18 protein-coding genes are annotated in these 16,245 nt (G+C 58.2%); 12 read left to right on the top strand and 6 right to left on the bottom strand.

Annotation, left to right across the window (positions count from 1 at the left end; genetic code table 11):
* The first annotated feature begins 22 nt into the window (after positions 1 to 22).
* The 3 genes from ACGKZZ_RS00380 to ACGKZZ_RS00370 all read left to right on the top strand — a co-directional run bounded on the left by ACGKZZ_RS00380 (position 23) and on the right by ACGKZZ_RS00370 (position 1,277).
* Positions 23 to 238, top strand: coding sequence for a DUF2007 domain-containing protein (locus ACGKZZ_RS00380; protein WP_411221449.1), 216 nt, complete (start codon positions 23 to 25; stop codon positions 236 to 238).
* Complete coding sequence (locus ACGKZZ_RS00375) at positions 228 to 1,028, top strand: tRNA1(Val) (adenine(37)-N6)-methyltransferase (protein WP_411221448.1); 801 nt, start codon at positions 228 to 230, stop codon at positions 1,026 to 1,028. Before ACGKZZ_RS00380 ends, ACGKZZ_RS00375 begins: the two co-directional genes overlap by 11 nt.
* A gap of 87 nt (positions 1,029 to 1,115) precedes the next feature.
* Positions 1,116 to 1,277 (top strand): YdcH family protein, encoded by a 162-nt coding sequence (locus ACGKZZ_RS00370; protein WP_411221447.1) that lies wholly within the window; start codon positions 1,116 to 1,118, stop codon positions 1,275 to 1,277.
* Between the two features lie 109 nt (positions 1,278 to 1,386).
* Here ACGKZZ_RS00370 and phbB read toward each other — a convergent pair whose 3' ends face one another.
* The 3 genes from phbB to ACGKZZ_RS00355 form a co-directional block, all read right to left on the bottom strand.
* Positions 1,387 to 2,112 (bottom strand): acetoacetyl-CoA reductase, encoded by a 726-nt coding sequence (phbB, locus tag ACGKZZ_RS00365; protein WP_411221446.1) that lies wholly within the window; start codon positions 2,110 to 2,112, stop codon positions 1,387 to 1,389.
* A gap of 158 nt (positions 2,113 to 2,270) precedes the next feature.
* The gene (locus ACGKZZ_RS00360; RefSeq protein WP_411221445.1) at positions 2,271 to 3,446 is read right to left on the bottom strand and encodes an acetyl-CoA C-acetyltransferase; all 1,176 of its coding nucleotides are present in this window, start codon (positions 3,444 to 3,446) and stop codon (positions 2,271 to 2,273) included.
* 181 nt (positions 3,447 to 3,627) lie between these two features.
* The gene (locus ACGKZZ_RS00355) at positions 3,628 to 4,455 is read right to left on the bottom strand and encodes an EAL domain-containing protein (RefSeq protein WP_411221444.1); all 828 of its coding nucleotides are present in this window, start codon (positions 4,453 to 4,455) and stop codon (positions 3,628 to 3,630) included.
* A gap of 244 nt (positions 4,456 to 4,699) precedes the next feature.
* On the opposite strand from ACGKZZ_RS00355, the gene rpsD reads away from it, so the two are divergent.
* Positions 4,700 to 5,320, top strand: a complete 621-nt coding sequence (gene rpsD, locus ACGKZZ_RS00350) for a 30S ribosomal protein S4 (RefSeq protein ID WP_411221443.1) — start codon at positions 4,700 to 4,702, stop codon at positions 5,318 to 5,320.
* Positions 5,321 to 5,457: 137 nt separating this feature from the next.
* Here rpsD and ACGKZZ_RS00345 read toward each other — a convergent pair whose 3' ends face one another.
* Positions 5,458 to 5,673, bottom strand: coding sequence for a DUF1127 domain-containing protein (locus tag ACGKZZ_RS00345; protein WP_411221442.1), 216 nt, complete (start codon positions 5,671 to 5,673; stop codon positions 5,458 to 5,460).
* A 219-nt stretch (positions 5,674 to 5,892) separates the two neighbouring features.
* On the opposite strand from ACGKZZ_RS00345, the gene ACGKZZ_RS00340 reads away from it, so the two are divergent.
* Together ACGKZZ_RS00340 and preA are read left to right on the top strand one after the other, a co-directional pair.
* Positions 5,893 to 7,221 carry an NAD(P)-dependent oxidoreductase gene (locus ACGKZZ_RS00340; RefSeq protein WP_411221441.1) on the top strand — a complete coding sequence of 443 codons (1,329 nt, stop codon included), beginning with the start codon at positions 5,893 to 5,895 and terminating at the stop codon, positions 7,219 to 7,221.
* 15 nt (positions 7,222 to 7,236) lie between these two features.
* Positions 7,237 to 8,544 carry an NAD-dependent dihydropyrimidine dehydrogenase subunit PreA gene (gene preA, locus ACGKZZ_RS00335; protein ID WP_411221440.1) on the top strand — a complete coding sequence of 436 codons (1,308 nt, stop codon included), beginning with the start codon at positions 7,237 to 7,239 and terminating at the stop codon, positions 8,542 to 8,544.
* 59 nt (positions 8,545 to 8,603) lie between these two features.
* On the opposite strand, the gene ACGKZZ_RS00330 is transcribed toward preA, so the two are convergent.
* Both ACGKZZ_RS00330 and ACGKZZ_RS00325 read right to left on the bottom strand, forming a co-directional pair.
* Entirely contained in the window at positions 8,604 to 8,828 is a 225-nt protein-coding gene (locus tag ACGKZZ_RS00330; protein ID WP_411221439.1) for a hypothetical protein, read from the bottom strand.
* Between the two features lie 63 nt (positions 8,829 to 8,891).
* Entirely contained in the window at positions 8,892 to 9,566 is a 675-nt protein-coding gene (locus ACGKZZ_RS00325) for a TetR family transcriptional regulator C-terminal domain-containing protein (protein ID WP_411221438.1), read from the bottom strand.
* Positions 9,567 to 9,693: 127 nt separating this feature from the next.
* On the opposite strand from ACGKZZ_RS00325, the gene ACGKZZ_RS00320 reads away from it, so the two are divergent.
* The 6 genes from ACGKZZ_RS00320 (at position 9,694) to ACGKZZ_RS00295 (ending at position 16,235) form a co-directional block, all read left to right on the top strand.
* Positions 9,694 to 10,944, top strand: a complete 1,251-nt coding sequence (locus ACGKZZ_RS00320) for a Zn-dependent hydrolase (protein WP_411221437.1) — start codon at positions 9,694 to 9,696, stop codon at positions 10,942 to 10,944.
* Between the two features lie 83 nt (positions 10,945 to 11,027).
* On the top strand, positions 11,028 to 12,482 hold the full coding sequence (hydA, locus tag ACGKZZ_RS00315) for a dihydropyrimidinase (RefSeq protein WP_411221436.1): 1,455 nt from the start codon (positions 11,028 to 11,030) through the stop codon (positions 12,480 to 12,482).
* A 52-nt stretch (positions 12,483 to 12,534) separates the two neighbouring features.
* A complete protein-coding gene (locus ACGKZZ_RS00310) occupies positions 12,535 to 13,359 on the top strand; it encodes an ABC transporter ATP-binding protein (protein WP_411221435.1) in 825 nt (274 codons plus the stop codon).
* Between the two features lie 72 nt (positions 13,360 to 13,431).
* Positions 13,432 to 14,364, top strand: coding sequence for an ABC transporter permease (locus ACGKZZ_RS00305; protein ID WP_411221434.1), 933 nt, complete (start codon positions 13,432 to 13,434; stop codon positions 14,362 to 14,364).
* Positions 14,361 to 15,212 carry an ABC transporter permease gene (locus ACGKZZ_RS00300; protein ID WP_411221433.1) on the top strand — a complete coding sequence of 284 codons (852 nt, stop codon included), beginning with the start codon at positions 14,361 to 14,363 and terminating at the stop codon, positions 15,210 to 15,212. Before ACGKZZ_RS00305 ends, ACGKZZ_RS00300 begins: the two co-directional genes overlap by 4 nt.
* 36 nt (positions 15,213 to 15,248) lie before the next feature.
* Positions 15,249 to 16,235, top strand: a complete 987-nt coding sequence (locus ACGKZZ_RS00295) for an ABC transporter substrate-binding protein (RefSeq protein WP_411221432.1) — start codon at positions 15,249 to 15,251, stop codon at positions 16,233 to 16,235.
* The last annotated feature ends 10 nt before the right edge of the window (positions 16,236 to 16,245 follow it).

Raw genomic sequence — 16,245 nt, 5'->3', positions numbered from 1 at the left:
CGGGTGTTCATACATCATGGTCATGGAAGAGCTGTTACGTACCAATGACATCACGCTGATACCGCTCGCCCGTGCCGTGCTTGAGGACGAGGGTATAGACAGCTTTGAATTAGACGTAAACATGAGCGTTCTGGAAGGGTCTATCGGGATTTTGCCGCGGCGTCTCATGGTACGACGAGGCGACGTTGACGCCGCGCGGCGCGTCTTGCGCGAATACGGGGTGACGTTTGAGGATTGAGCCGTTTGGCCCAGATGAGCTGACGCGCGATGATTTTCTTGGCGGAATTGTCCGCCTGTGGCAACCAAAGCGCGGATATCGCGCCGGTCTTGATCCGGTGTTGCTCGCCGCTTCGGTGCCTGCATCCGAAGGCGACAGCGTTCTGGATCTCGGATGCGGCGGTGGTGCCGCGCTGGCCTGTCTTGCGGGGCGTGTCACCGGAATTGAATGTACCGGAATCGAAATGCAGCCCGCATATGCGGAATTGGCGCAACGCAACCTGACGGATAACGGGTTGAACGGGCAAATTCATTGCGCCGACATCACCGACCTGCCGCCAGCCATAAAGGCCCGTCGGTATGCGCATATCATTGCCAACCCGCCTTATTTCGAGACGCGTCGCGCCCTGCCTCCGACCGCGCCTGACCGAGCGGTTTCAAGATCGGGCGAACTGCCGCTTGCCAAATGGGTGTCCGTCGCCTCAAAGCGGTTGGAACCGGGGGGTACAGCCACATTTATCCAACGGGCAGAGCGCCTGCCGGAATTGATGAGCGCGTTTTACGCCTGTCTTGGTGCACTGGAACTCTGGCCCATCCAAGCCAGAGCGCAGCAGCCCGCACGGCTTGTCCTGGTACGCGGACGCAAGGGGCGGCGCGCTGCATTTGTCGCGCACCCCCCTTTGGTTCTGCATCGGGGTGATCGGCATGAAGCAGACGGTGATTCGTACACCGAATTGGTTTCCAATGTATTGCGACGCGGTGAATCGTTGCCGTTTCCTGGAAACAGGCGCAACCAATCGAGGCAGAGTTAGCAGGAATTGACCAATCGTGCCGATGCCGCGTGACAGAACCGAAAATCTGTGGTGGACTGAGGGTTCAATTGGCATCAGGAGGAACTTATGAGTTTGACTTCACACCTTCAGGAATTGAAGCGAAAGCACCGAACCCTGTCTGACAAAGTTGAACAGGCGCAACGCGCGCCAGGAACCGATGACCTTGCGATTGCAGAGCTGAAGAAACAGAAGCTCCGGCTCAAGGAAGAAATCGAACGTCTCTCTTGATCGAGACAAGCCCGGGCCAGTCCCGGGCTTTATCTTTTGATCGCGCATCCGCCCTTGAGGGCCAGCACTAAAGGAAAGGCCCGCTTCAGCGCGGGCCTTTGTGTATGGTTCAGACGAAAAACTGCGCGCCGTTGGCGGAAATCGTCGAGCCGTTGATAAACCCTGCATCGTCCGAGGCCAGGAAGGTGACGCAGCGCGCGATTTCTTCCGGTTCGCCCAAACGCCCGGCGGGGATTTGCGGGATGATCTTGGAGTTCAGAACTTCCTCGGGAATCGCGCGCACCATTTCAGTGCCGATGTAGCCCGGGCAGATCGCGTTCGCGGTGATGCCAGCACGCGCGCCTTCCTGCGCCAGCGATTTGATGATGCCCAGATCGCCGGCCTTGGTCGCGGCATAGTTGACCTGACCGAATTGCCCCTTCTGACCGTTGATTGACGAAATCACGATAACGCGGCCAAACTTGCGTTCACGCATTCCCGGCCAGATCGGATGAATGGTGTTGAAGACACCGGTCAGGTTCGTGTCGATCACCTCTTTCCAAGCTTCGGGAGTCATCTTGTGGAACGGCGCATCGCGGGTGATGCCGGCATTCGCAACGACAACGTCGATCGGCCCCAGATCGGCTTCGACCTTGGCGATACCCTCTTTGGACGCATCGTAATCAGCGACGTTCCACTTGTAGGTCTTGATCCCGGTTTCGTCGGTGAACTTTGCGGCGGCCTCGTCATTGCCAGCATAGGTCGCCGCGACCTCATAGCCTTCGGCCTTGAGCGCTTTTGAAATGGCTTCACCGATACCTCGGCTGCCGCCAGTGACTAGGGCTACACGTGCCATGTGGGGTCTCTCCTCTCAGATGATTTCGCTTAGTAAGGTTGTTATATGCTGGCTGGGCAACACGCAACATTATTGCGTGATTTGCCACGGAGTTACGCGATCTTGCAAAAAAAAGGGGCGCTCTGGAACGCCCCTTTGATCTCATCGCATCAGTGCAATCAATCCCGCTCGACGCACAGCGCAACGCCCATTCCGCCGCCGATGCACAGGGTTGCCAGGCCTTTTTTGGCGTCGCGCCGCTGCATTTCGAACAGCAGCGTGTTCAAGACCCGGGCACCGGACGCACCGATCGGGTGACCGATGGCAATGGCGCCACCGTTCACGTTGACGATTTCCGGATCCCAGCCCATTTCCTTGTTCACGGCACAGGCCTGAGCGGCGAAGGCCTCGTTGGCCTCGACAAGGTCAAGGTCCTTGACCGACCAGCCCGCCTTGTCCAACGCCTTGCGCGATGCATAGATCGGTCCAACGCCCATGATCGAAGGGTCGAGACCGGCGGTTGCGTAGGATGCGATACGCGCCATCGGCTTGATGCCGCGTTTCTCGGCGTTTTCCGCCGACATCAGCAACACACCCGCCGCGCCGTCGTTCAGGCCAGACGCGTTTGCTGCTGTAACCGACCCGTCCTTGGTGAAGGCAGGGCGCAGTTTTTGCATCGCTTCCATCGTGGCGCCGTGACGGATGTATTCGTCCTTGTCGACGACGATGTCACCCTTGCGGGTCTGGACGGTGAAGGGAACGATCTCGTCGTCGAACTTGCCCGCTTTCTGTGCCGCTTCGGCCTTGTTTTGCGACGCTACGGCAAATTCATCCTGCTGGTCGCGGCTGATATCGAACTTATCCGCAACGTTTTCGGCCGTCTGGCCCATGTGATAACCGTTGAACGCATCCCACAAACCATCGCGGATCATCGTGTCGATGAATTTGACGTCGCCCATCTTGTGGCCCGCGCGCAGATGAGCGGCGTGGGGGCTGAGCGTCATGTTTTCCTGACCACCGGCGCAGATGATATCGGCATCGCCCAGAAGAATGTGTTGTGCACCAAGGGCCACGGCGCGCAAGCCAGAGCCACAAACCTGGTTGATCCCCCAAGCCGCGCTTTCCTGCGGCAGACCGGCGTTGATATGTGCCTGACGTGCCGGGTTCTGGCCTTGAGCGGCGGTCAGCACTTGCCCGAGAATCGTTTCAGATACGGCGTCTTTTTCGATGCCCGCGCGTTCGATCAGAGCGGTCAGCATGGCTGCGCCAAGATCATGTGCGGGTGTGTTTGCGAAAGCGCCGCCAAACGACCCAACGGCCGTTCGTGCAGCGGATGCGATAACAACGTTGGTCATATTGTTCCTCCACCAAGGTCAGGGTCCGGGGGTGGTTCCGCAGTGGTTCGTCGCCAACATGCGCCTGCGGCCCCAGAACCGTACCGGCGTCTCCGTAAAGGAATTGTGGACAGCCGCATACCTGACAGGTTGTCTCGGGGGCGTAATGCATGGCGGCAATGACCCAGCGTCATGGCGGGTCTCATCCGGTCGCTGCGCGGCGCACCACCTCCCGCCATGGTGGCTCGATTGAGGGTGCGCCGAAATAATAGCCCTGAAGGCAATCCACGCCGAGATCCGCAAGGACCCGGGCGTCTGAGAGCGACTCGACGAATTCCGCGACGGTGAACATGTCAAACTGCTGCGCGATTGCGACGATGGCACGGGTCAGAACCTGATTGTCAGGGTCGGTCGCGATGCCGCGAATGAATTGTCCGTCAATTTTAAGAATGTCGAACTGGAATTGCTTGAGGTATCGCAATGCTGTGTAGCCCGCGCCGAAATCGTCGAGCGCAAAGCTGATGCCGAGTCGTTGCAGGTCGCGCATCGCCTGAACCACCAGCTCGGGCACCAGCATGGCAGACGCTTCGGTGATCTCGAGTATCAGGCGTTCGGCGACTGTGTCATTGCGCGATAGTCCCCGCTCCAGCACCTTGCGCCATTTGGGGTATCCGATCGATCGCGCAGAGAGATTGATCGCCAGCCGGATACCGGGATTCTGCGCCAGTGTGCGCAGCCCGTGTTCAAGCGCCAGGCAATCCAGAAGACGCCCGGTTTCCCGTTCTTCGATTTGGGAGATGAACTGGCCGGCAGGGATGATGCGGCCGGTCGGGTCGACAACGCGGATCAATCCTTCGTAAAAGGCCGTCCGGTTCTGGAATTGCGCGTGCACGATCGGCTGAAACGCAAGGCGAACCTCGCGGAAATGCACGGCTTGCTCGACCATTGACAGGATGTCGCGGTCGCGGGTTTGCACAGCAGTGTCGAGTGCCGAAGGGCCGATAGTCTTGCGAAAACCGCGCTGCGCCATTGAGAATCCCTCCTGCTTTCGCACTGCATTCTGCGGACCGGGCGTTAAGTAACGTTTAACAGCAAACCGCGCCTTGAAGACGCGTGTTGACTCTGCTTGGTCGCACCGTATAAGCGCGGCTTCGTTGGTGTTGGTGGCCCCCGCAAGGGGATGCCTGTCATGGGTGCAATTCCCAAGAGGACAACGCCCTTCAAAACGCGGTTGCCTGCAAGTGGCCGTTAAAATTACATGAAGGAGATCAGCCGTGACCAAACGCACGTCTGCCAAGTACAAAATTGACCGCCGGATGGGTGAAAACATCTGGGGTCGTCCGAAATCCCCCGTCAATCGCCGCGAATACGGCCCCGGCCAGCACGGCCAGCGCCGCAAGGGCAAGATGTCCGACTTCGGCTTGCAGCTGCGCGCCAAGCAAAAGCTGAAGGGCTATTACGGCGATCTGACTGAGAAGCAGTTCCGCCGCATTTTCGGCGAAGCCGAGCGCGTGCGCGGCGATACCGGTGAGAACCTCGTAGGTCTGCTGGAGCGTCGTCTGGACGCTGTTGTGTATCGCGCCAAGTTCGTCGCGACTGTTTTCGCAGCCCGACAGTTCGTCAACCACGGCCATGTTCTGGTGAACGGTCAGCGCGTCAACATCCCGTCTTATCGTGTCAAGGAAGGCGACGTTGTCGAGGTGCGTGAAAAGTCAAAGCAGATGACGGCACTGCTCGAAGCGACGCAACTGGCCGAGCGCGACGTCCCCGATTATATCGAGGCGGATCATTCCAAGATGACGGCGACATTCGTGCGCACACCCAGCCTTGGCGATGTGCCTTATCCGGTTCTGATGGAACCGAACCTTGTCATCGAATATTACGCACAAAACTAAGTTCCGTTTTGGTATTGCGTACAGAAGCCGTCCCTTAGGGGGCGGCTTTTTTGATCTGGCGAATGCGCTGAAGCGCAAAAAAAAAGGCCGCGCACGATGCGCAGCCCTTTTTTGGATGGATCATATGATCGCGAGATTTACATCCAGTAGACGTCCCGGAACACATGCCGCACGATATCCTCGCGCTTGAGTCCCTTGCTTGCGAGCGCTTCGTCCGACAAGGCGCAAAGCCGCGAAACTTCCTGCCCGCGCCAGTTTGCGTCGGCGATCTGCCCCAGTCCACGGGTGATCCCGTCGATCAGGCTCATGAAAAATCCGTGCTTTTCCTCGTGATGTGTATCGGCCAGTGCCATTTTTCTTCCTCGGTTCGATGAATCTCTACGGCTTATGATCTAAGCCTCTGATTTCTCGAGGAGTACCACCAGTTTGGCATAGCCGTCGGTAGCGAGGCGCATAGCGGCTGCGATTTGAGCGGCACGAAAAAACTGACCGTCAGAAAATTTTACCAGTTGATAAAAAATTTGACCCGTGAGAGCGTTTGTCAAGGTTCACCCTGACTTCGGAGGATGAAGATGGATGCCAGGGCTTTGAAAGAGGGAGTGGTTGCGGGCCGGCTCGATCCCGATGCGCTTGCCGCCGGATTTGGCGATCTGCACGCGCCGTTGACAGAACATGAAGCGCTGGTGGCTGCTGACCGCTGTTATTTTTGTCATGATGCGCCGTGCATCACAGCGTGTCCGACGGAAATCGATATCCCGCTCTTCATCCGGCAGATTGCCACTGGCACAGCCGAAGCCGCTGCCCGGACGATTTTCGACCAGAACATTCTTGGCGGGATGTGCGCACGCGTCTGCCCAACCGAGACGTTGTGCGAAGAGGCTTGTGTGCGGGAGGCCGCAGAAGGGCAACCCGTACAGATCGGGCGATTGCAGCGCTATGCGACCGACGATCTGATGGCAAAGGGCATTCACCCTTTTGAGCGGGCACCCGCTACTGGCCGCCAGATCGCGGTTGTGGGCGCAGGCCCGGCCGGTCTCGCCTGTGCCCACCGCTTGGCGATGCACGGGCACGATGTTGTGGTTTTTGATGCGCGCGCCAAGGCAGGCGGTTTGAACGAATACGGAATTGCGGCGTATAAAACGACGGACGATTTTGCGGCTCGCGAGGTCGAATGGCTTTTGCAGATCGGCGGAATAGAGATTCGCAACAATACTGCTCTTGGGCGGGAGATCTTCCTGAACGACCTGGTTTCAGAATATGACGCTGTTTTCCTTGGCTTGGGCTTGGGGGGCGTCAATGCGTTGGCCACGCCCGGCGAGGAAAAGGACGGCGTTTTGAACGCCGTCGATTTCATATCGGACCTGCGGCAAACCGAAGATCTGTCCAGTTTGCCTGTCGGGCGGGACGTGGTGGTGATCGGGGGTGGGATGACGGCGATTGATGCCGCCGTTCAGGCCAAACTGCTGGGCGCGCTGAACGTGACGCTTGTTTACCGGCGGGGACGCGACAGGATGAATGCCAGCCGCTGGGAGCAAGAACTTGCATCGGCGAAAGGCGTGCGGCTGATTACCAATGCGTCGCCTATCGGTGTGCACGGGAATGGCACTGTGCGCGAGATCGAATTCGAATTTACCAATGATGCACTTGAACCAACCGGGCAGACCTTTCGTCTGGCAGCCGATCAGGTGTTCAAGGCGATTGGCCAGACTCTTGACGGCGTGGACCTGCCGGAACTCGATGGTCGCAAGATTGCTGTCGATGAGGCGGGCAAGACGTCGGTATCTGGAATCTGGGCGGGTGGCGACTGCGCTGCGGGCGGCGAAGACCTGACGGTCACTGCCGTCGCCGAGGGGCGGGATGCTGCCGAGGATATTCACCGCGCGTTGCTGCGCTCTGCCTGACGGGAGGTTTTCGACATGGCTGATCTGACGACCGAATTTGTGGGCATCAAGAGCCCCAACCCGTTTTGGCTGGCTTCGGCACCGCCAACCGACAAGGAATACAATGTCCGGCGCGCTTTCGAGGCGGGCTGGGGGGGCGTTGTGTGGAAGACACTGGGCGAGGCGGGACCGCCGATCGTGAACGTGAACGGACCGCGATACGGCGCGATCTGGGGCGCGGATCGCAGAGTGCTGGGCCTGAACAACATCGAATTGATCACCGACCGGCCACTCGAGGTCAATCTGCGCGAAATCAAGGCAGTCAAACGCGACTACCCCGACCGGGCGATGGTCGTCTCATTGATGGTGCCGTGCGAGGAAGAGGCCTGGAAAGCAATCTTGACCCTGGTCGAGGAAACCGGCGCTGATGGCGTCGAATTAAACTTCGGCTGTCCGCACGGGATGTCGGAGCGCGGAATGGGAAGCGCCGTTGGACAGGTTCCTGAATACATCGAAATGGTGACTCGCTGGGTCAAGCAGAATACGCGCATGCCCTGTATCGTGAAGCTGACGCCGAACATCACCGACGTTCGTAAACCCGCGATGGCGGCATTGGCGGGAGGCGCGGACGCCGTCAGCCTGATCAATACGATCAACTCGATCACATCGGTCGATCTCGATCTTTTTGCTCCCGAGCCGACGATCGATGGAAAAGGGGCGCATGGCGGTTATTGCGGGCCGGCGGTCAAGCCGATTGCTCTCAACATGGTGGCGGAAATCGCACGCTCGTTGGAGACGAAAGACCTGCCGATCTCCGGTATTGGCGGTGTCACGACTTGGCGCGACGCGGCAGAGTTCATGGCCTTGGGCGCAGGTAATGTCCAGGTGTGCACCGCTGCCATGACGTATGGTTTCAAGATCGTCCAGGAGATGATTTCGGGGCTGTCGCAATACATGGATGAAAAGGGAATGACTGAGACGCGCGAATTGGTGGGTCGCGCGGTGCCGAATATTAGCGATTGGAAGAACCTGAACCTCAACTATGTCGCGAAGGCGCGCATCGATCAGGATCTGTGTATCGCCTGCGGCCGCTGCTATGCGGCCTGCGAAGACACGTCCCATCAGGCCATCGCCATGTCAGAAGATCGTGTGTTCACGATCAAGGATGACGAATGTGTCGCCTGCAATCTGTGCGTGAACGTCTGCCCGGTTGAAGATTGCATCACGATGGTGGAATTGGCGGACGGCGCACTGGATGAACGGACCGGCCTTAAGGTCGTTGCGCAACATGCCGACTGGACCACGCACCCCAATAACCCGGCGGCGCGTCAGGCGGCGGAGTAAGATTTTTCGGACGAAAAATCTCAGGTGGTAAGAAAATTCGTCCGAATTTTCTGTTTGGGTTAACAGAGTTGCCGGATCGGCGTCTGGTGGCAGACGATGACGTAGTCGTCGCCGACCTCGTAGAGCCAGAAGCCACGTGCGCGCACTTCGGCGGCAAGAGCCGCCACGCCGATTTCGCGGCGGACGGCGTGTTTGTTGCGTCTTAGGATGCCACTATGTTTGGCCGCGCGCGTGTTGAACAACTGGTCCCGCCAGGAGGCGTTGAATTTTGGGACAGCTGGCATCGCATTGTTATGTCTCATCCCAAAGAGATTACTGCCGGGTTCCTAATTCAAGGTAAACGTCAGTCAGGGTGTGAGCAATTTGCGAAACATCGCTTCGACGAATTCCTCTGCAGCGTCGCCGCGAGTGGTTTCATCATCGAGTAAGACGCTGATCTGCGCCTCGAAGTCGGCGTAATGTTGCGTGACGGCCCAGATCGAAAAAACAAGATGTGCCGGGCTCATACGGGCGATCTTGCCTTGCTCCATCCAGTTCGCAATGACTGCACATTGCCGATCGAACAAAGGTTTCAGCGTGCTTTCCAAATGCGGTAACATTCGCGGCGCGCCTTGGACGATCTCGTTCGCAAACAGCCGGGATTCCCGCGGATATAGACGGCTCATCTCCATCTTGCGCCGGATATAGCGCATCACTTCATCAAGAGGCGCCCCGTCAGGATCCATCGAATCCAGCGGGTTGAGCCACTCGGACATGAGCGTGTTGAGCAGATCGACGTGGATCGCCTCCTTGCTATCGAAATAGTAAATTAGATTGGGTTTGTGCATCCCGCACGCCTCGGCGATCTGATCCAGGGTCGTTCCGCGAAAGCCATGAGTGGCAAACACACCCAATGCGGCATCGAGAATGCGTTTCCGGTTCTCTTTCTGGATACGGGACGGTTTTCGCTTCGCCGGTTTCACACTGGAGATCTTTCCATGTTTGTCGTGGCCATTCGCCTTGAACCGAGTGATCCCTTGCATGTGTCGCAAGAACAAACCTTGACAGGTCGCGGGCGCGTTGCAATCGTAACTTTACCAATTGGTAAAATACCCGGCGCGCTGCAACAAGCCAGTCAAACGGGAAAACCAACGGCAAGGGGGGGATGAAATGGCGGCACCGGGCGAAAATCTGCGGATCAATGGCGACAGGCTGTGGGACAGCCTGATGGAGATGGCCAAGATCGGCCCGGGGGTCGCCGGTGGCAATAACCGCCAAACTCTGACCGACGCTGATTCCGAAGGCCGCGCTTTGTTCCAAAGATGGTGCGAGGAGGCTGGCTGCGAAATGGGTGTCGACGAGATCGGCAACATGTTCGCGCGGCGCGATGGCACGGACCCCGATGCGCTGCCGGTCTATGTCGGATCGCATCTGGATACCCAGCCGACAGGGGGCAAATACGACGGGGTCCTGGGTGTGTTGGGCGGACTGGAGATCCTGCGAACCCTTGACGACCTCGGGATCAAGACGCGTCATCCGATTGTCGTGACCAACTGGACCAATGAGGAGGGGACGCGTTTCGCTCCTGCGATGCTGGCCTCCGGTGTTTTCGCGGGCAAGCACGATCTGCAATGGGCCTATGATCGCGAAGATGCGGACGGTAAGCGCTTCGGCGACGAGTTGGAACGGATCGGCTGGAAGGGTGACGAAAAGGTCGGCGATCGCAAAATGCACGCGTTCTTCGAACTGCATATCGAACAAGGACCGATCCTAGAGGCCGAGGGCAAGGACATCGGTGTTGTTACTCACGGGCAGGGTTTGCGCTGGATCGAGTGTACGGTTACCGGCAAGGAGAGCCATACCGGCTCGACCCCGATGCACATGCGCAAGAACGCCGGGCGAGGCCTCGCGCTTGTGACAGAGCTGGTGCACGAAATTGCGATGAAGAACCAGCCCAATGCGGTTGGCGCGATCGGCCATATCGACATCTATCCCAACTCGCGCAACATCATACCGGGCAAGGCTGTGTTCACCGTGGATATGCGAACCCATCTGATCGACAAGCTCAATGCGATGGTCGAGGAATTCAAAGCCCGCGCGCCCAAGTTGTGCGAGGATATCGGTGTCGAGTTTGATTGTCATATCGTCGGACAGTTCGACCCGCCCGCGTTCAACGAAAACTGTGTCACCGCAATCCGCGATGCGGCGGAGCGGCTGGGCTACAGCCATATGGATATCGTGTCGGGCGCGGGCCATGACGCGTGTTGGATCAACGATGTCGCACCGACCGCGATGGTGATGTGTCCATGTGTTGATGGGCTGTCACATAATGAAGCGGAAGAAATTTCTAAGGAGTGGGCGACCGCTGGGACGGATGTGCTGTTCCATGCCGTGGTCGAGACTGCGGGTGTTGTCACTTGAGGGGCGCCATACCCCCGCCAATTGGCCAAGGCCAAAATAGTCGTGAACCCAAAGGAAACCAGGATGCCTAGTCGGAGACGGACATGACCACGATCATCAAGAACGGAACCATTGTTACGGCGGACCTGACGTATAAGGCAGATGTCGCGATTGAAAACGGCGTCATAACCGAGATCGGACCGGATCTTTCAGGCGATGAGGTTTTGGATGCAACAGGCTGCTATGTCATGCCCGGTGGCATTGATCCGCACACGCATCTCGAGATGCCGTTCATGGGAACCTATTCCACCGATGATTTCGAAAGTGGAACGCGCGCGGCTCTGGCGGGTGGCACGACGATGGTGGTGGATTTCGCTTTGCCTTCGCCGGGGCAGGGGCTGCACGACGCTCTCCAGATGTGGGACAACAAATCGACCCGCGCCAATTGCGACTATTCGTTTCACATGGCGGTCACCTGGTGGGGCGAGCAGGTGTTCAACGAGATGGAAAGTGTGATCAAGGATCGCGGGATCAACACGTTCAAGCATTTCATGGCGTATAAAGGCGCGCTCATGGTCAATGACGATGAGCTTTTCGCATCGTTCAACCGCCTGGCCGAACTGGGCGGGATCGCGATGGTCCATGCCGAAAACGGCGACGTGGTCGCGGAACTGACGGCGAAACTGCTCGCACAGGGCAATACCGGCCCGGAAGGCCATGCGTATTCGCGCCCGACTCAGGTTGAGGGCGAAGCGACAAACCGTGCTATCATGATAGCGGATATGGCCGGTGTGCCGCTTTATGTCGTTCATACGTCTTGCGAAGAATCTCACGAGGCGATCCGGCGCGCGCGCATGCAGGGCAAGCGCGTTTGGGGCGAGCCGTTGATCCAGCATCTGACGCTGGATGAAAGCGAATACTTCAACCAGGACTGGGATCACGCGGCGCGGCGCGTCATGTCGCCGCCGTTCCGCAACAAAAAGCACCAAGAGAGCTTGTGGGCGGGTCTGATGTCGGGCTCTCTGTCGGTGGTCGCGACCGATCACTGCGCCTTTTCGACGGAACAGAAGCGTTACGGGGTTGGTGACTTCTCGAAAATCCCGAACGGCACGGGCGGGCTTGAGGACCGGATGCCGATGCTGTGGACGCATGGCGTGGTGACGGGCCGGTTGACGATGAACGAATTCGTCGCAGTCACCTCGACCAATATCGCGAAAATTCTGAACTGCTATCCGAAGAAGGGCGCGATCCTGGTGGGGGCTGATGCCGATCTGGTGGTCTGGGATCCGGAAAAAAGCAAGACGATTTCCGCAGAGACGCAGCAATCAGCGATAGATTACAATGTGTTCGAGGGTCAAAATGTGCAGGGTTTGCCGCGGTTTACTTTGACCCGCGGACTGGTCGCGGTGCATGACGGAGAAATCCGGACGCAAGAGGGGCATGGTCAGTTCGTCAAGCGTGCCGGCAACGGCACCGTGAACAAGGCGCTGAGCACTTGGAAAGACCTGACGGCGCCGCGCCCGGTGGAGCGGTCAGGGATTCCGGCAACAGGGGTTTGACCGCGCCCTCAAACCTCGCGCGCAACGCTTCAACAAGGATAACAATAGACGCATGACAGTTGCGCCCAATCAAGAGGTACCAGTTTCGGACACACGTTCGGAGGCTGTGATTTCCGCAAGAAATCTTGAACTGACGTTTCAGACCAACGACGGCCCGGTTCACGCGTTATCGGGTGTGAACCTCGATATCGTCAAAGGCGAATTTGTGAGCTTTATCGGCCCGTCGGGATGTGGCAAGACCACCTTCCTTCGATGCGTGGCCGCTTTGGAAACGCCGACCGGCGGCAGCCTCACGGTCAACGGAATGACCCCGGATCAGGCCCGGCGGGCGCGTGCTTACGGGTATGTCTTCCAAGCCGCGGGTCTCTACCCTTGGCGGACTATTGCAAAGAACATCGCACTGCCACTCGAGGTCATGGGGTTCTCCAAGGCGGATCAGGAGCGACGGATTGCGCAGGTGTTGGAGCTTGTCGAGTTATCAAACTTCGGACAAAAATACCCGTGGCAGCTTTCGGGTGGGATGCAGCAGCGCGCCTCGATTGCACGCGCTCTGGCGTTTGACGCCGACATCCTGCTGATGGACGAGCCATTTGGAGCGCTGGACGAGATCGTGCGCGACCATCTGAACGAGCAGTTGCTGGAACTGTGGGCGCGCACTGAAAAAACCATCGGGTTTGTGACACACTCCATTCCCGAGGCAGTTTATCTCTCGACCAAGATCGTCGTGATGTCGCCGCGTCCGGGGCGGATTTCCGATATTATCGAAAGTCCGCTTCCAAAGAAGCGCCCGCTCGACATTCGGGATTCAGCCGAGTTTCTTCAGGTTGCGCAACGGGTCCGGGAGGGGCTGCGTGCGGGTCATGCTTATGACGATTAAGCATGGACCATGTGAGCAGCGCCGCATGGTGCCCTGCGGCATTGACAGCACCAAGCCCACCGTGTGCAAGACATGAAAAGCGTGTTTCCCATCCTTACTGTGTTGGTGGTTCTGGTCGCGCTTTGGTACGCGGCTGTCGTGCCAATGAATATCCGCGGCGCGTTGGACATGGCGGACCGCGCTGGCGCGGACGTGGTTCCGGCAGACTCCCGCAGCCGGTTTGAAACACCGATATGGCGGCTGATGGTCGACAACAGTGACCACATCGCTACCGGATACAGCCTCGATCGCCCCCGTTTGCCAACCCCGGTGCAGGTTGGACAAGAGCTATGGAAAACCACCGGAGAGATGGCGCTCAAGGGGCGGCCGATGTCCAAGAGATCGCTGATCTACCACGGCTGGATCACATTGCAGTCGACCCTGTTGGGCTTTGTCTTGGGAACATTTTTGGGCATGGCTGGCGCTATTGCGATTGTCTATAGTCGGGTGGTCGACATGAGCCTCATGCCTTGGGCAATCATCAGTCAAACGATCCCGATTGTTGCGCTTGCACCGATGATCATCGTGTTGTCGAGCCAGGTCGGAATCGAAAGTCGCTTGGTTCCAAAGGCAATCATCTCGGCCTATTTGTGCTATTTTCCTGTGCTCGTCGGGATGGTCAAAGGTCTTCGCTCGCCCAGAGCAGAGCAACTGGATCTATTGAAAACCTACTCGGCCTCGGGGCTACAGGCGTTCTTGAAACTCCGCCTGCCGGCGTCCATGCCGTATCTGTTCACATCCCTCAAAATCGGAATCGCGGCGGCATTGGTGGGAACCATTGTGGGTGAATTGCCGACCGGCGCAATCTCGGGGCTTGGGGCACGCATCCTGATCGGTGACCAGTTCGGGACACCACTGGCGATCTGGGCAGCGCTTTTCGCGGCGGCAATCTTGGCCGGCGTGCTGGTGACGTTGCTTGATGCGATGCAGCGGATCACCCTGCGGCGGATGGGAATGCAGGAATGAGTTGGCTTGTTTTTGCACTCGCGTTCTGGATTGGCGCATGGATATTCAACGCCTGGTTGGCACATTCGCGCTGGTGGCGCTCGCGGCCCGTACGCATCGCGATCCCGGTTCTATTCGGCGTCACGCTCATCGTGCTGTGGGAAGGATTGGTTCGCGGTTTTGACGTTTCGCCTGTGATCCTGCCCGCGCCATCTGCCGTTGCCAAAACCTTTACGGCGTCAACGGAGGTCTTGTGGGAGGACTTCAGGCAAACGGTCTTGAAAGGAGCATTGTCCGGGTTTGCGATCGGAACCGCCGCAGCGCTCGTGACGGCTGTCGCCATTGACCGGTCCACATTTCTGACGCGAGGACTGTTGCCGATTGGGAATTTCGTCGCCGCCTTGCCGATCGTGGGGATCGCGCCGATTTTGGTCGGTTGGTTCGGGTTCGACTGGCACTCAAAAGCCGCCGTTGTGGTCGTCATGGTGTACTTTCCAATCTTGGTGAACACAGTACAGGGGCTGCGCGAGACGGACGCGATGCAGCGGGATTTGATGCGCACCTATGCGGCCGGATACACGGACACGCTGATCAAGCTGAGACTTCCTGCGGCGCTTCCGTTTGTTTTTAACGGACTGAAGATCGCGACGACACTCGCATTGATCGGCGCGATCGTCGCCGAGTACTTTGGCTCACCCACGCGAGGCATGGGATTTCGGATTTCAACCGGGGTCGGCAGCCTGACCATTGATCTGGTCTGGGCGGAAATCGCTGTGTCCGCAATGGCGGGAACGGCGTTTTACGGCCTTGTCGCCTGGCTGGAAAAGCGCGTTACGTTCTGGCACCCATCCCATCGCGCCAATGACTGACAAAAAAACTGCATATGACAACCTGGAGGAAAACACATGAAGACCAAGATCATCGGAACTGTTGCGGCCTTTGGCCTGGCCGCTCCGGCCTGGGCTGCGGACGACGTAACCTTGCAGCTGAAGTGGGTCACGCAATCGCAATTCGGCGGATATTACGTCGCGCTGGAGAATGGCTATTACGAGGATGCAGATCTCGACGTCACAATCAAACCCGGAGGTCCCGACATCGCGCCAACGCAAGTTATCGCGGGGGGCGGCGCTGATGTGATTGTCGAGTGGATGCCTGCCGCGCTGGCTGCTCGCGAGAAAGGTCTGCCACTGGTCAACATCGCCCAGCCGTTCAAGAGCTCTGGCATGATGCTGACCTGCTGGAAGGATGCCGGGATCGAATCCCCTGAAGACCTGAAGAACCGAACGCTTGGCGTCTGGTTTTTCGGCAACGAATTCCCGTTCATGGCATGGATGAGCCACCTCGGCGTATCGACCGACGGCAAGGGTGAGAACGGTGTCGAAGTGCTCAAGCAGGGCTTCAACGTCGACCCACTTCTGCAGCGACAGGCCGATTGCATCTCGACGATGACGTATAATGAGTACTGGCAGGTGATTGACGCCGGAGTGAGCCCGGACGACCTCATCACGTTCAAATACGAGGATCAGGGCGTCGCGATGCTGGAGGATGGCCTCTACGTTCTTGAAGACCAACTCGACGACCGGGAGTTCGTTGATAAGATGCAGCGCTTCGTTCAAGCGTCGATGAAGGGTTGGAAGTGGGCGGAAGAAAATCCCGAAGAGGCCGCGATGATCGTGCTGGAATATGACGAGACAGGCGCGCAAACCGAGGTTCATCAAAAACGAATGATGAGCGAAGTCGCGAAACTGACTGCGGGATCGAACGGCGCTTTGGATCCGGCCGATTACCAGCGTACGGTGAAGACCCTTTTGACCGGAGAGTCTGATCCCGTAATTACCGAGGATCCCGGTGACAGTGCTTGGACGCACGCAATAACGGATGCTCTGAATTGAACAGGGCCCA

Source organism: Marivita sp. S2033, from assembly GCF_046592965.1.
Classification (GTDB): Bacteria; Pseudomonadota; Alphaproteobacteria; order Rhodobacterales; family Rhodobacteraceae; genus Marivita.
Note: the sequence above shows the minus strand (reverse complement) of the source record. Positions and strands in the feature narration are given on the sequence as shown.